Below are 14,089 nucleotides of genomic sequence, written 5' to 3' on the forward strand. Positions count from 1 at the left end.
GGCCTGGGCCACCCTAGTGACCCGGCGCCCGGCCGTGCGTCAGGGGGTGGCCGCCGCGCCGCGGCCGAGGAGCTGGGCGAGCCCGCGCCGGGTGGCGGCGAGCACGACGCGGTCCTCGGCGCGCAGGACGTAGCCGGGATGCAGGTCCCACACGAGGCCGGGGCGCCCGTCCTCGGCGTCGCCGCGGTGGACGGCGGCCAGGTCGGGGCGCCGGTCGGCGGGGTCGCTCGGGTCCAGGGCGATCACCCGCCAGGCGCCGGGCCGGAACGCCTCGGCGACGGTGCGCCCCTCCAGCTCGGGGTGGCCGGCGACGACGACCGCGGCGAACAGCAGGACGCGCCGCTCCACGGGGATCGCCCCCAGGATCTGCCGGCCCATCATGGCCCCGGCGAAGGCGGGGGCCGCCAGGTGGGAGACGCTGCGGCTGCGGGTGAGCGCGCCGGGATGGGCGGCGCGCAGGGTGCGGTACACGGCGGTCGCGATGTCGTCGTCGTACAGCCGCAGCACCACGCGCAGGTCGGGGCGGACGGACCGGGCGTACAGGACGGCTTCCAGGTTGGTGATGTCGAGGCTCGTCAGGGCGAGCAGGGAGCGCGCCCGGTGGATGCGGGCGGTCTCCAGGACTCCCTCCTCGGTCACGTCGCCGAGGACGACGGGCACGCGCAGGCGGCGGGCGGTCGCGAGGCCCCGCGCCTCCGGGTCGGACTCGACGCAGACGACCGGGATGCCCAGCTCCCTCAGCCGGGTCAGGACACGGGTGCCGACCTTGCCGAGGCCGAGCAGGACGACGTGGCCGGACAGCCCGCGGGGCGGGCGGCGCAGGGAGGTGGCGGTGCGGAAGGTGCCCAGGGCCTCCAGGAGGGCGGCGACGAGGATGGGCAGCAGGAGCAGCCCGACGAAGCCGGAGAGGAGCTGGAGGACCTGCCGCTCGGCGGGCTCGTCCACGGCCGGGTCGCCGATGGCGAAGATGTCGAGCAGCGTGAGGTACGCGGCGTGCAGGGGGTGGTCGTCGGTGGTGAGCCAGGAGGCCAGGGCGATGGCGGCGACGGCCGCGGCGAGCCCGGCGAGCGACCAGCGCAGCCGCGGGGAGAAGAGCGACGCGAACGGCACGGAGGCGGTGGAGAGCCGGGGCGCGGCGAGCGTCGGCCCCGCGTAGGTGACGGCCTCCAGGGCGACGGTGCCGCGCCCGGTGGCGGCGGCGACCGCGCCGTCGTCGGGGAGCAGCCGGGGGCCCTGCTCGCCGCTGCTGTCGGTGCCGTCGCTGCCGGCCGGGTCGGTGGCGGTGGACGACAGCAGGGCGAGGGTGCACAGGCCGGGGTCGGCGACCTCGCCCGAGCGGGGCGGGGTGCGCTCGACGGCGCGCAGCAGCAGCCCGTCCGCGTGGACGACCTTGCTGGTGCCGGCGATCGCGGTGGCGGCGAGCGCGGGGGCGGCCGTGTCGGCGTCGGAGAGGACGGTGGTGGAGGCGTCCAGGACCTCGGGGTCGATGTCGGGGGTGGCGACGGCGGCGGCCTGGTCGAGGAGTTCCTCCAGGTGCTGGCCGAGCTTGCGGTTGTACATGCGGATGACGAGCCGCAGCCGGGGGTTGAGGCGGCGGGCGAGCAGGGCGGTGCGGATGTTGGTCTCGTCGTCCTCGTGGACCAGGGCGAGCGCGGCGGCGTGCTCGACGCCCGCCTCGACGAGGGCCGCCTCGTCCGCCTCGGCGGTCTCGACGACCTCGACGGCGCGCCGGAGCGTCTGGCCGCCGAGCGTGTCGTAGGGGTCGGGGTCGCAGGGGGCGAGGTGGCCCCGCACGGCGCCGGCCGCGGGGCCCGGACCGTCGCCGCGCCCCGGCCGGCCGGGGCGGGCGTCCCCGGCGGCCGGGCGGGTCATCGCGGCGGAGAGCCGCCCGAAGAGGGCGAGGGCGTTGCCGCCCAGTCCGGTCGCGGTGCGGGCGCGGCGGCCGGGTTCGCGCGGGGCGGCGGCGGGGCGGCCGGGGACGAGCAGCGTCACCCGTTCGCGGTACACGTCGTGCAGTTCGTACGCGAGGCGGTGGGCCAGGGCGTCGTCGCCGCAGACGACCATATGGCCCATCTCGGGCCTGTATGCGGGCTGTTGGGGAATCGGAGACACGCCCCCAGCATGCCGCCGCCCCACCGCGCGCCGTCCGCCGGGTCGGCCGGTGGCGCGAGGACGCCGCCCGTCGGGGACCGGACCGGACGCGGTGCGGTGCGGTGCGCCGCCGACCGGACGCGGTGCCGGCCGGACGCGGTGCGGTGCGGACGCGGTGCGGTGCGCCGCCGACCGGCGCGGTGGGTGCGGTGCAGTGCGCCGCCGACCGGCGCGGTGGGTGCGGTGCGGTGCGCCGCCGACCGGCGCGGTGGGTGCGGTGCAGTGCGCCGCCGACCGGCGCGGTGGGTGCGGTGCGGTGCGCCGCCGACCGGCGCGGTGGGTGCGGTGCGGTCAGCTGGTCGGGACCGGGTCGGGACCGGTGTCCGTGCGGCCCGTCCCTGACCGGCCGGCCCCGCCCGGGACGGCGGGGGCGGTCCGGAGGGCGGGGCCCGGCGGCCCCCTCCCCCGGGTGATTCGCCGGTCCGGCGGGATAGGGTGGTGGTCCTCGGGGTACCCGGTCGCCCTCCAGTCCTGAGAAGGGGGCCGACACCGTGAAGAACCAGGTCGACGAGGCCGCCCGTCTCGCCGTGGCGCCCGCGCCCGGCGAGGTCGCGGGCGGCCCGCCACTGCCGCCGGACCGCACCCAGGCCATCCTGGAGGCCACGAAGCAGGTCGCGGGCATCCTGAAGGCCGGCGGGCACCGGTTCGCCCTGGCGGGCAGCGTGGCCGCGTACGCGCACGGCGTACCGGCCAGCCTGCAGCACGACACCGACTTCGCCGTCCTGCGCGAGGACGAGCAGGCCGTCACCGAGGCCCTGCAGAGTGCCGGCATCCGGGTCCGCAAGCCCCCGGAGGACTGGCTGATCAAGGCGACCTGCCGGGGCGAGGAGATCGACCTGATCTTCGAGCTGGCCCGGCACCCGGTCACCGCGGAGCTGCTGGAGCGGGCCCAGGTCCTGCCGGTGGACTCGGTGCACATGCCGGTCCTCGCGCCGACGGACCTCATGGGCAGCCAGCTCGCGGCGTTCTCCGAGCACCACTGCGACTTCGGCTCGGTGCTGCCGATCGCCCGGGTGCTCCGGGAGCGGATCGACTGGCACCTGCTGCGCCGGGAGAGCGCGGGCCGCCCCATGCCCGAGGCGTTCCTGTACCTGCTGGAGCGCCTGAACGTGATCGAGCCGAAGGGGGCGACGCGATGAGCGGCGCCGACACGGCCGAGTACCGCATCGCACGTCTGCGGGACCGGCTGGCGAGCGAGGACATCGCGGAGCTGGGCGTGCGGATCGAGGAGCGCGGCGGCGGCGTGGCGCTCTACGGGACGGTGTCCGGCGCCGCGTGCCGCGGCGAGGTCCTGCGCATCGCCCGCGAGGAACTGGCCGGGCTGGCTCTCCACGAGGACCTGGTGGTGGCCGGCTCCGACGCGCCGACGCGCCAGGAGGAGCTCTCGTGATCCGGGTGGCCGCCGTCGGTGACATCCACATGTCCCCGGAGAGCGCCGGCGCGCTGCGCCCGGCGTTCGACACCCTGGGCGACTGCGCGGACCTGCTGCTCCTGGCCGGCGACCTGACCCGGCACGGCACGGTCGAGGAGGCCCGTGTGGTGGCCCGCGAGGTGGCGGGGCTGCCGGTGCCGGTGGTGGCCGTGCTGGGCAACCACGACTACCAGAGCGACCTCCAGGACGAGGTGAGCGCCGTCCTGGAGGAGGTCGGGGTGACCGTCCTGGAGGGGCGCGGCACGGTGCTGCGGGTCGGCGGGGTGCGGGTCGGCGTCGCCGGGACGAAGGGGTTCGGCGGCGGATTCGCCGGGCGCAGCGGCGGCGAGTTCGGCGAGCCGGTGATGAAGGAGTTCATCCGGTACACGCGGCGGTGCGCGGACGGGCTGGCCGCGTCGCTGCGGATGCTCCGGGAGGCCGACTGCGCGGTGCGGATCGCGCTGACCCACTACGCGCCGGTGCCGGACACCCTGGCCGGGGAGCCGCCGGAGATCTACCCGTTCCTCGGCAGCTACCTGCTGGCGCAGGCGGTGGACGAGGCGGGCGCCGATCTGGCCGTGCACGGCCACGCGCACATGGGCAGCGAGCACGGGATGACCGGCGGCGGGGTGTGGGTGCGCAACGTGGCGCAGCCGGTGCTGGGGCAGGCGTTCGCCGTGTACCGGCTGCCGGTGCGGGAGCGGCCCGCGCCTGCGGCCGGCGCGGTGCCGGACGGGGCGGCGGAGAGGACCAGGGTCCGCTGAGGCGGTTCGGTTAGGCGCACCCTCCGAACGGGTAACGGGGGTACTGCGACATGTCGGACAATTCGGGCATGCCGCAGCCCCGCAGCCTGAGAGGAGCCGGAGATCGTGACGGACGACAGCCGGAAGGTGCTCACCAACCGCCAGGGCCACCCGGTCTACGACAACCAGAACCAGCGCACGGTCGGCGCCCGCGGCCCCGCGACGCTGGAGAACTACCAGTTCCTGGAGAAGATCAGCCACTTCGACCGGGAGCGCGTCCCCGAGCGCGTCGTCCACGCGCGGGGCGTCACCGCCTACGGGTACTTCGAGGCGTACGGTGCCTGGGGCGACGAGCCGATCGGCCGGTTCACCCGCGCGAAGCTGTTCCAGGAGCGCGGCCGGCGCACCGACCTGGCCGTGCGGTTCTCCACGGTGATCGGCGGGCGGGACTCCTCGGAGTCGGCCCGCGACCCGCGCGGCTTCGCGGTGAAGTTCTACACCGAGGACGGCAACTGGGACCTGGTCGGCAACAACCTGGCGGTGTTCTTCATCCGGGACGCGATCAAGTTCCCGGACGTGATCCACGCGCTCAAGCCGGACCCGGTCACCTTCGAGCAGCAGCCCCGGCGGATCTTCGACTTCATGGCGAGGACCCCGGAGAGCATGCACATGCTCGTCAACCTGTTCAGCCCGCGCGGCATCCCCTCGGACTACCGCCACATGCAGGGCTTCGGTGTGAACACGTACAAGTGGGTGAACGCCGAGGGCGAGACCGTGCTGGTCAAGTACCACTGGATGCCCAAGCAGGGCGTGCGCAGCATGACTGCCGAGGACGCCGCGAACACCCAGGCCCAGGGGCTGGGGCACGCCACGAAGGACCTGTACGAGTCCATCGCGCGCGGCGAGTACCCCGAGTGGGAGCTGCTCGTCCAGATGATGCCGGACGACGAGCACCCGGAGCTGGACTTCGACCCGCTGGACGACACCAAGACCTGGCCCGAGCAGGACTTCCCGCCGAAGCCGGTGGGCCGGATGGTGCTCGACCGGATGCCGGAGAACTTCTTCGCGGAGAACGAGCAGATCTCGTTCGGCACCGGCGTGCTCGTGGACGGCCTGGACTTCTCCGACGACAAGATGCTGGTCGGCCGGACCTTCTCGTACAGCGACACCCAGCGCCACCGGGTCGGCCCGAACTACCTCCAGCTGCCGGTGAACCAGGCGAAGCACGCGCAGGTGCGCACCAACCAGCGCGACGGCCAGATGACGTATCACGTAGACGGGGCCGGGGCCGGGGCCGGGGTCGGCGAGGACCCCTCGACCAACTACGAGCCGTCCCTCATGGGCGGGCTCAGGGAGGGCGACCGCCCCGCCCACGACGAGCAGGGCCCGGAGATCAGGGGGCGCCTCACCCGCAAGCGCATCCCCCGCACCAACGACTACCTCCAGGCCGGGCAGCGCTACCAGCTCATGGAGCGGTGGGAGCGCGACGACCTGGTGCGCAACCTCGTCGACGCGCTCGCGCAGTGCGACCGGCCGGTCCAGGAGCGCATGGTGTGGCACTTCCTCATGGTCGACAACGACCTGGGCGTACGCGTCGGCGACGGCATCGGCATCGGCCCCCGCGACGTGGCCGGCCTGGAGCCGCTGCCGGGCCAGACGCTCACCGACGAGGACCGCAAGCGGCTGGCCAACCTGGGCGAGAACCCGCCGAGGGACGTGGCCGGGCTGACGATGACGCACTGCGTGCCGAACGAGCGGTTCGTCGTCGAGCGGTGACGCGGGCGCGGCCCGCGGCGGGACCGGTCCGTCGTGCCGGTCCCGCCGCGGGCCGCCGCCTCTGCCGCCGGGAGCCGTGGCGGTGGCGGTGGCGGTGGCGGGTCAGGGGCGGCGCCAGTCGTCCTTCTCCAGGTGCGAGCCGGCCTGCGGGCCCATGCGGAGCATCCCGCCGTCGACGCTCCAGGACGCGCCGGTCACGTACGAGGCGTCCGCGCCGGCCAGGAAGGCGATGACGGCCGCGACCTCCCGCGGCGTCGCCCGGCCGGCCGAGCGGGATGCCGGGCCGGCGCTCCTCGCGCACGTCCCGGTCCTCCTGGCCGGTCATGGGCGTGGCGATCTCGCCGGGCGCGACCGCGTTGACGGTGATGCCGTGCTCGGCCAGCTCCAGCGCCAGCACCTGCGTCAGCAGACCGAGGCCGCCCTTGGCCGCGCAGTACGGCGCGGCGCCGACGCGCGGCTGGTGCTCGTGCACCGACGTGACGTTGACGATCCGTCCGCCGCCGCCCTGGTCGATCATGCGGCGGGCGGCGTGCTGGGAGCACAGGAACGGTCCGGCGAGGTCCACGTCGAGGACGTCCCGGACGGTCTCGTAGGGGATGTCGAGGAAGGGGGTCGCGGTGCCGGTGCCGGCGTTGTTGACCAGCACGTCGATCCGGCCCAGCTCCCGCGCGAGGTCGTCGACGGCGTGTGCCGCGCCGGGCAGGTCGGTCAGGTCCATCCGGGCGACGGCGGCGCGGCGGCCGTGCGACCGCACCTCCTCGGCGGTGTGCCGGGCGCCCTCCTCGTCGGTGTGCCAGGTGATGCCGACGTCCATGCCCTCGCGGGCGAGCCGGACGGCGGTGGCGCGGCCGATGCCCGAGTCGGCACCGGTGACGACGGCTACGGGGGATGCGTGGTCCATGCGGCTGCCGGTACCACGCCCGGTGGGCCGCAAACCCCGGCCGGACGCGGACGGGGGCGACCGGTTGTGAGCACGACACGAGAGGGCAGGGGAACGGGATGCCGGAAGTGACGACAGCCCCCGTGTTCAAACTGGTACGGCGGACGAGGGAGCCCGTGGCCGCGCAGACGCTGCGGTCGACGGTCGCCGCCGTCATCTCGTACGTGGTCGCCCTCATGGTGCTCCCCCCGCAACCCGCGCCGCTCACCGCGCCGCTGACGGCGCTGCTCGTGGTGCAGGTGACGCTGTACGCGACCCTGACCACCGGTATCCGCCGCGTCAACTCGGTCATCGCCGGAGTGGTGGTGGCCATCGTGTTCAGCTCGCTGGTCGGCCTGACCTGGTGGAGCCTCGGGCTGACCATCTTCGCGGCGCTGATCGTGGGCCATCTGGTGCGCGTGAGCGAGTTCGTGCCCGAGGTCGCGATCAGCGCCATGCTCGTGCTCGGCGTCACCCAGGTCGGGTCGGCCGCGTGGCACCGCATCCTGGAGACCCTGATCGGGGCGGGCGTCGGCATGCTGTTCAACCTGCTGCTGGCACCGCCGGTGTGGGTGCAGCCCGCCGGGGCGTCCATCGACGGCATGGCCTCCGACATGGGCCGCATACTGCGCGCCATGGGCGACGACGTGGCGGGCCTGGGCCATGTGCCCGTGGCGCACGCGGCGGCCCGGCTGCACGAGGCCCGGCGGCTGGACCACGCCATCGTGGAGGTGGACGCCTCGCTGCGGCAGGCGGAGGAGTCCCTGCGGTTCAACCCCCGCGTACGGGACGGGCTGCTGGCCCGGATCGTGCTGCGGACCGGCCTGGACACCCTGGAGATCTGCGCCGTCGTGCTGCGCGTGCTGTCCCGGACCATGACCGACCTGGCGAAGCACCGCACCGACGAGAACCTGTTCCCGCCGGACGTGGCCGGGCAGCTCAGGGAGCTGTTCGGGCACATGGCGCGGGCGGTGGAGAGCTTCGCCGCCCTGATCACCACCCAGGTCGCCGCCAGCGCGGAGGAGGCGGAGGACCGGCTGGCCGAGGCCCTCGCGGACGGGCGCGCCGCCCGCGACCGGGTCGCCGACCTGCTGCTGGAGGACGTCCAGGAACACCCCAGGCAGTGGCAGCTGCACGGCGCGCTGCTGGCGGAGGTGGACCGCATCCTCGACGAGCTCGACGTCGACAAGCGCACCGAGCGGCTCACGCAGGAACTGGACCGCCGGGCCGCGGAGCTGAACGAGCGCTACCCCCGCCTGGCCGCCCTCGCCGCGCGCCTGCGCGGCACCGGCAACGCGCCCACCCGCCCCAGCGTGGAGACGTGACGGGGCCGGTGCCAGCGGGCGCGCACGGCGGTCGGTGCCGGGCGCGCGGGCTCAGCCGCCGGGGGGCTCCGTGCCCGGGCGGACCCGCTCCCGGAGCCGCCGCAGCCCGCCGTCGAAGGCCTCCGCCACCCGGCGCTCGCCAGGATCGTGGGCCTCGTCGAAGGACGACAGGTGGACGGTGGCCTCGCCGGCACCGCCGTCCATGCCCGCGACCCTGCGCAGCCACCCCGCGTAGGCGCCGTCCGCGCGGGTGCGGGGCGGAGCAGGGGCGGGGTGTCCTCGTCGGCGCGGTCCTCGTGGACGGTCACCGCCGGGAGGTCGTCCGCCCGGACGCGGAGGTCGCGCACCAGTCACTCCTCCCGGCGGCCGATGCCGGCCGCCTGGTCGAGGACGTGCTCGGGCGGGGCGGGCATCGTCAGGGAGCGATCGTGATCGGTCATCGCTCACCGGGTCCTCGGTGGCGGCGGGTCATGCCCGTTCCGCACGGATGTACGGCGGGAGGCGCCCGCCGGAAGGCGCCGAGGAGGGGCGCGGGGACGAGAAAGCCCCGGCTGGACGGGGGAACCAGCCGGGGCAGCTGTCGCGGGGAGTGGAGGGATCTCCACCGCCGCATAGGTGAACGATAAACCAACTTCGGCGGTTCAAGCCAATCGGTGCGGCGGCCCGGCCTGACCGGACCGTTCGGGGGTCCGGTGGTCCGGCGCGGCCCGGTGGGCTGGTGCGCATCGGCGGGCCGGTGGGCTGGTGCGCATCGGCGGGGTGGCGGGCCGGCAGCCGGCGGTTCGGTGGGGCCGCTGGTCGGCCGGATCGGACTGCGAGGTGCGTGATCCGTGCGTAAGGTGATCAAACCTGGGCACTTCTCCCGTCCCCTGACCGGTCCCGGATCCGGAGGCGCCGCCGTATGAGCCATCCGCCCGACCCGTACGCCGTGGTCGTCCCCACCGTGGGGCGGCCCTGCCTCGCCGACTGCCTCGCCGCCCTCGCCGCGAGCGACGGGCCCGCGCCGCACCGGGTCGTCGTCGTGGACGACCGGCCCGGCGAGCCGCCGCCCGGGGCGCTCCCCCGCGACCTGCCGCTGGACGCGCTCGGCGCGCTCGCCGACCGGGCCGTCGTGGTCCGCAGCGGCGGGCGCGGTCCGGCCGCCGCGCGCAACACGGGGCTGCGGGAGGTGGAGGAGCCGTGGACGGTCTTCCTCGACGACGACGTCCGCGTCGGGCCCTCCTGGCGGACCGCCCTCGCGCGCGACCTCGCCGAGGCGTCCCCCGGCACCGGCGCGGTGCAGGGCGTGCTGCGGGTCCCCCTCCCCGCCGACCGGCGGCCCACCGACTGGGAGCGCAACACCGCCGGTCTGGAGCGGGCCCTGTGGGCCACCGCCGACATGGCGTACCGGACGGAGGCGCTGCGCGCCGTGGGCGGTTTCGACGAGCGGTTCCGGCGGGCCTTCCGCGAGGACGCGGACCTGGCCCTGCGGGTGATCGACGCGGGCTGGCTGATCCGGCGCGGCACGCGGCGCACGGAGCACCCGGTGCGCCCCGCGGACCGGTGGGTGTCCCTGCGCCTCCAGCGCGGCAACGCCGACGACGCGCTGATGGTGCGGCTGCACGGGCCCGGCTGGTGGGCGCGGGCCGCCGCGCCGCGCGGCCGGATCCGGCGGCACGCCGCGGTCACGGCGGCCGGTGCGCTGGGGGTCCTCCTCGCGGCCGCGGGCCGCCCCCGGGCGGCCGTGCCGGCGGTGGCCGCGTGGCTGCTGGGGACGGCGGAGTTCGCGCGCGCCCGGATCGCACCGGGGCCGCGCACCCGCGAGGAGGTGGTGACCATGCTGGTGACCAGCGCGGCGATCCCGGCACTGGCGACCTGGCACCGGCTGGCCGGCGAGCTGCGGCACCGCTCCGCCGGGGCCTGGAACGGCGGTGCCGCGTGAGCCGCGACGGCGGCGGGGCGCGCCGACTCGCCCCGGAGCCTTCCCGGATGCGGGAGGGCCGCGGGCTGCCGGAGCCGGCGCAGGCCCGGGAGGCGCCGGAACCGACGGGGCCACCGGAGCCGCCGGGACCGACCCGGTCGCCGGAGCCGTGGGAGTCCGGTCGCGGCGCCGGTCCGGGGGCGGTGGCCGCCGCGTCCACCCCGCTTCCGGCCCCGGAACCGGGCGCCGGGCTCCCCCGGCCGCCTGCGGACGCCGTGCCGCGCAGGCCGCACCCGGACGGCGCCGCCCCACCGCTCGCGGCGGCCGGGCGGAGCGACGGGCCGGAGGACGGGGGCAGCGGCACCGGCCTGCCCGGCGCGGTGCTGTTCGACCGGGACGACACCCTCATCGTGGACGTGCCGTACAACGGCGACCCGGAGCGGGTGCGGCTCATGCCCGGCGCCTTCGAGGCCGTACGGCTGCTGCGGGCGCGCGGCGTCCCGGTCGGCGTGGTCTCCAACCAGTCCGGCATCGGGCGGGGCCTGCTCACCGAGGCGGAGGTGCGGGAGGTCAACGCCCGCGTCGACACCCTGCTGGGGCGGCCGATGGACGTGTGGGTGCACTGCCCGCACACCCCGGAGGACGGCTGCGGCTGCCGGAAGCCGGCGCCCGGCCTCGTCCTGGAGGCGGCGCGGCTCCTCGGGGTGCCGGCCGGGCGGTGCGTGGTCATCGGCGACATCGGCGCCGACATGGGCGCGGCGCGCGCGGCGGGCGCCCGGGGGGTGCTGGTGCCCACGACGCGGACGCTGCCCGCCGAGGTGGCGTCCGCGCCGGACGTGTGCCGGGACCTGGTCGGCGCCGTACGCCACGTGCTGGGACGCCCGTCCGCCGTGCGGAGGCCCGTATGAGGGCGCTGGTCGTACGCCTCGACAGCTTCGGCGACGTGCTGCTGGCCGGGCCCGCCGTGCGGGCCGTGGCGCACCGCGCGGAGCGGGTGGCGATGTGGTGCGGGCCGCAGGGGGCGCCCGCGGCGCGGCTGCTGCCGGGGGTGGACGAGGTGCTGGTGTGGGAGGCGCCGTGGGCCGGGTTCTCCCCTCCTGCGGTGGACCGGGCGGACGTCGGGCGGATGGTGGAGCGGCTCGCGGCGGGCCGGTTCGACGCGGCGCTCGTCCTGACGTCGTTCCACCAGAGCCCGCTGCCCGCCGCCCTGCTGCTGCGCATGGCGGGGGTCGGGCACATCGCGGCGGACAGCGTGGACGCGCCCGGCTCCCTCCTCGACGTGCGCCATGAGCGGCCCCCGGACGCCCACGAGGCGCAGGCGGCGCTGGCGCTCGCCGGGGCGGCCGGCTTCCCCCTCCCGCCGGGCGACGACGGGCGGCTGCGGGTGCGGCACGCGCCGGCGGCGCCGGAGCTGACCGGGCCCGGCCCGTACGTCGCCGTCCACCCCGGAGCGAGCGTCCCCGCGCGCCGGTGGAGCCCCGACCGGTGCGCGCAGGCGGTGCGGCTGCTCACCGGGGCGGGCCACCGGGTCGTCGTCACGGGCGGCCCCGGCGAGCGGGAGCTGACCGCGTACGTGGCGGGGGCGCACGGCGTGGACCTGGGCGGCCGGACCCGCCCGCCCGAGCTCGCGGCGGTCCTCGCGGCGGCGGGCGCCGTGGTGACCGGGAACACCGGCCCGGCGCACCTGGCGGCGGCCGTCGGGACGCCCGTCGTGTCGCTGTTCTCGCCGGTGGTGCCCGCCGAGCGGTGGGGCCCCTACGGCGTGCCGCACGTGCTGCTGGGCGACCAGGACGCGCCGTGCGCCGGGTCACGGGCCCGCGCGTGCCCCGTGCCGGGCCACCCGTGCCTGGACGGAGTGCGGGCGAAGGACGTGGTCGCCGCCGTCGGGAAGCTGCTGGGGACGGGGGCGTGAGGCCCCGCGTCCTGGTGCTGCGGGCGCTGGGGCTCGGCGACCTGCTGGCCGGGGTGCCCGCGCTGCGGGCGGTGCGGCGCGGCTTCCCCGGCCACGAGGTGGTGCTCGCCGCGCCCGGTCAGCTGGCCGAGGCGGTGGCGGCGGTCGACGCGGTGGACACGCTGCTGCCCTCGTCGGCGCCCGGCCGGGCCGTACCGGTGCGGCTCGCGTGGCGGGGGCCGGCGCCGGACGCGGCCGTGGACCTGCACGGCCGCGGGCCGTCCAGCCACCTGCTGCTGGAGCGGACCGGGCGGCCGGGCCGGCTGCTGGCGTTCGCCCATCCGGGCACCCCGCACATCGAGGGGCCGGTGTGGACGGCGGACGAACACGAGCGGGAGCGCTGGTGCCGGCTGCTGCGCTGGTACGGCGTCCCGGCCGACCCCGCGGACCTGCGCCTCGCGCCGCCCGCCGATCCGTCGCCCGCGCCCGGCGCGGTGGTGGTCCATCCCGGGGCGGACGCCCCCGCCCGGCGGTGGCCGGCGGAGCGGTACGCGCGGGTCGTGCGGGAGCTGCGGCGGCGCGGCCACCGGGTGGTGCTGACCGGCGGGCCGGGCGAGGAGGGGCTGCTGGCGGGCGTGGCGGGCCCCGCGGGTCTCGACGACGGCGACGTGTTCGCGGGCGGGCTGCCGTACGGGCGGCTGGCCGCGCTGTGCGCCGGGGCGGGGGCCGTGGTGAGCGGCGACACGGGCGTCGCGCACGTCGCCGCGGCGTACGGGGCGCCGTCGGTGACGCTGTTCGGGCCGGTGCCCCCGCACCTGTGGGGCCCGCCCGGCGGCGGCCGGCACGTCGCGCTGTGGCACCCGGGCCCGCCGGGCGACCCGCACGGCCGGGAGCCCGATCCGGGGCTGCTGCGCATCGGGCCGGACGAGGTCCTGGACGCGCTGCTCCCCCTGCTGGAGGTGTCCGCGCGGTGACCGCCGACCAGCCAGACCGCCGCGGCGCCGGACCGGCGACCGAGCGGCGCGGCCCCGCGCCACCGGGTGCCGCGTGGGCGCGTACGACCGTCGTGGTCATCACCCGCGACCGGCGCGACCAGCTGCTGCGCACCCTGGAGCGGCTCGCCGCGCTGCCCGGGCGCCCGCCGGTCGTGGTCGTCGACAACGCCTCGTCGGACGGCACGGCCGAGGCGGTCGCCGCCCGGTATCCCGAGGTCCTGTTGGTCTCCCCCGGCCGGAACCTCGGGGCCGTCGGCCGCACCCTGGGCGTGCGGCACGCCCGTACGCCCTACGTGGCCTTCAGCGACGACGACTCCTGGTGGCAGCCGGGCGCGCTCGCGGCGGCGGAGCGGCTGCTGGACGACCACCCGCGCCTGGGCCTGGTCGCCGCGTCCGTGCGAGTGGGCGAGGACGGCAGGCGTGAGGACCCGCTCAACGCCGAGCTGGCCTCCTCGCCGCTGGGCCGTGAGCCCGGGCTGCCCGGCACGCGGGTACTGGGCTTCCTCGCCTGCGCGGCCGTCGCACGGCGCGAGGCGTACCTGGAGGCGGGCGGCTACCACCCGGTCGTCTTCTTCGCCGGTGAGGAGCAGCTGCTCGCGTACGACCTGGAGGCGTGCGGCTGGGCGGTGTGCCACTGCCCCGAGGTGGTGGCCGTGCACGGCCCGGTCGGCGGCGTACGCGGCGGGCGCCGCGCGGTCATGCGCCGCAACGCCGTGCTGACGGCCTGGCTGCGGCGCCCGGTAGGCGTGGCGCTGCGGCGCACCGGGCGGCTGGCGGCGGACGCGGCCCGGCGCGGCGCGGAGGCGCGCGAGGCGCGCGAGGCGCGCGAGGCGCTGCGCGGGGTGCTGGAGCGGCTCCCGGCGGCTCTGCGGGCCCGGCGGCGGCTGCCCGCGCACGTCGAGGAGGCCGCACGGCGCGTGGAGGGCGGTGATCGGGGCGGGTGTCGCCCGCCGGAGGCAGGTGTCGGCTGATCGGGTG

Annotated in this window: 11 protein-coding genes and 2 pseudogenes; 10 read left to right on the plus strand and 3 right to left on the minus strand. The window is 77.1% G+C overall.

The features are described from left to right. Positions 1–39: 39 nt before the first annotated feature. Complete coding sequence (locus CP974_RS01095) at positions 40–2,064, minus strand: NAD-binding protein (RefSeq protein ID WP_031128776.1); 2,025 nt, start codon at positions 2,062–2,064, stop codon at positions 40–42. A gap of 578 nt (positions 2,065–2,642) precedes the next feature. Between CP974_RS01095 and CP974_RS01100 the strand changes: the two genes are divergently transcribed. The 4 genes from CP974_RS01100 (at position 2,643) to CP974_RS01115 (ending at position 6,081) form a co-directional block, all read left to right on the plus strand. After that, positions 2,643–3,290: a nucleotidyltransferase family protein gene (locus CP974_RS01100; RefSeq protein WP_031128778.1), complete on the plus strand. Its 648-nt coding sequence runs from the start codon at positions 2,643–2,645 to the stop codon at positions 3,288–3,290. Continuing rightward, the gene (locus tag CP974_RS01105; RefSeq protein WP_031128779.1) at positions 3,287–3,541 is read left to right on the plus strand and encodes a hypothetical protein; all 255 of its coding nucleotides are present in this window, start codon (positions 3,287–3,289) and stop codon (positions 3,539–3,541) included. Before CP974_RS01100 ends, CP974_RS01105 begins: the two co-directional genes overlap by 4 nt. Continuing rightward, entirely contained in the window at positions 3,538–4,326 is a 789-nt protein-coding gene (locus tag CP974_RS01110) for a metallophosphoesterase family protein (RefSeq protein WP_031128781.1), read from the plus strand. Before CP974_RS01105 ends, CP974_RS01110 begins: the two co-directional genes overlap by 4 nt. 105 nt (positions 4,327–4,431) lie before the next feature. Continuing rightward, entirely contained in the window at positions 4,432–6,081 is a 1,650-nt protein-coding gene (locus CP974_RS01115) for a catalase (protein WP_031128782.1), read from the plus strand. Between the two features lie 102 nt (positions 6,082–6,183). On the opposite strand, the pseudogene CP974_RS01120 reads toward CP974_RS01115, so the two are convergent. After that, a pseudogene (locus CP974_RS01120) lies at positions 6,184–6,982 on the minus strand (SDR family oxidoreductase). Between the two features lie 98 nt (positions 6,983–7,080). Here CP974_RS01120 and CP974_RS01125 point away from each other — a divergent pair. Beyond that, a complete protein-coding gene (locus CP974_RS01125; protein WP_037936594.1) occupies positions 7,081–8,325 on the plus strand; it encodes an aromatic acid exporter family protein in 1,245 nt (414 codons plus the stop codon). A gap of 51 nt (positions 8,326–8,376) precedes the next feature. On the opposite strand, the pseudogene CP974_RS01130 reads toward CP974_RS01125, so the two are convergent. Next, a pseudogene (locus CP974_RS01130) lies at positions 8,377–8,765 on the minus strand (SRPBCC family protein). A 461-nt stretch (positions 8,766–9,226) separates the two neighbouring features. On the opposite strand from CP974_RS01130, the gene CP974_RS01135 reads away from it, so the two are divergent. The 5 genes from CP974_RS01135 (at position 9,227) to CP974_RS01155 (ending at position 14,082) form a co-directional block, all read left to right on the plus strand. Continuing rightward, positions 9,227–10,246 (plus strand): glycosyltransferase, encoded by a 1,020-nt coding sequence (locus tag CP974_RS01135; protein ID WP_031128787.1) that lies wholly within the window; start codon positions 9,227–9,229, stop codon positions 10,244–10,246. Positions 10,247–10,500: 254 nt separating this feature from the next. Further along, positions 10,501–11,133, plus strand: coding sequence for a D-glycero-alpha-D-manno-heptose-1,7-bisphosphate 7-phosphatase (locus CP974_RS01140; protein ID WP_078915352.1), 633 nt, complete (start codon positions 10,501–10,503; stop codon positions 11,131–11,133). Beyond that, complete coding sequence (locus tag CP974_RS01145) at positions 11,130–12,137, plus strand: glycosyltransferase family 9 protein (RefSeq protein ID WP_031128791.1); 1,008 nt, start codon at positions 11,130–11,132, stop codon at positions 12,135–12,137. Before CP974_RS01140 ends, CP974_RS01145 begins: the two co-directional genes overlap by 4 nt. After that, positions 12,134–13,090: a glycosyltransferase family 9 protein gene (locus CP974_RS01150; RefSeq protein WP_037936597.1), complete on the plus strand. Its 957-nt coding sequence runs from the start codon at positions 12,134–12,136 to the stop codon at positions 13,088–13,090. Before CP974_RS01145 ends, CP974_RS01150 begins: the two co-directional genes overlap by 4 nt. Continuing rightward, positions 13,087–14,082, plus strand: coding sequence for a glycosyltransferase (locus tag CP974_RS01155; RefSeq protein WP_166463182.1), 996 nt, complete (start codon positions 13,087–13,089; stop codon positions 14,080–14,082). The genes CP974_RS01150 and CP974_RS01155 overlap by 4 nt, the downstream gene beginning before the upstream one ends. The last annotated feature ends 7 nt before the right edge of the window (positions 14,083–14,089 follow it).

This window comes from Streptomyces fradiae ATCC 10745 = DSM 40063, from assembly GCF_008704425.1.
GTDB classification, from domain to species: domain Bacteria; phylum Actinomycetota; class Actinomycetes; order Streptomycetales; family Streptomycetaceae; genus Streptomyces; species Streptomyces fradiae.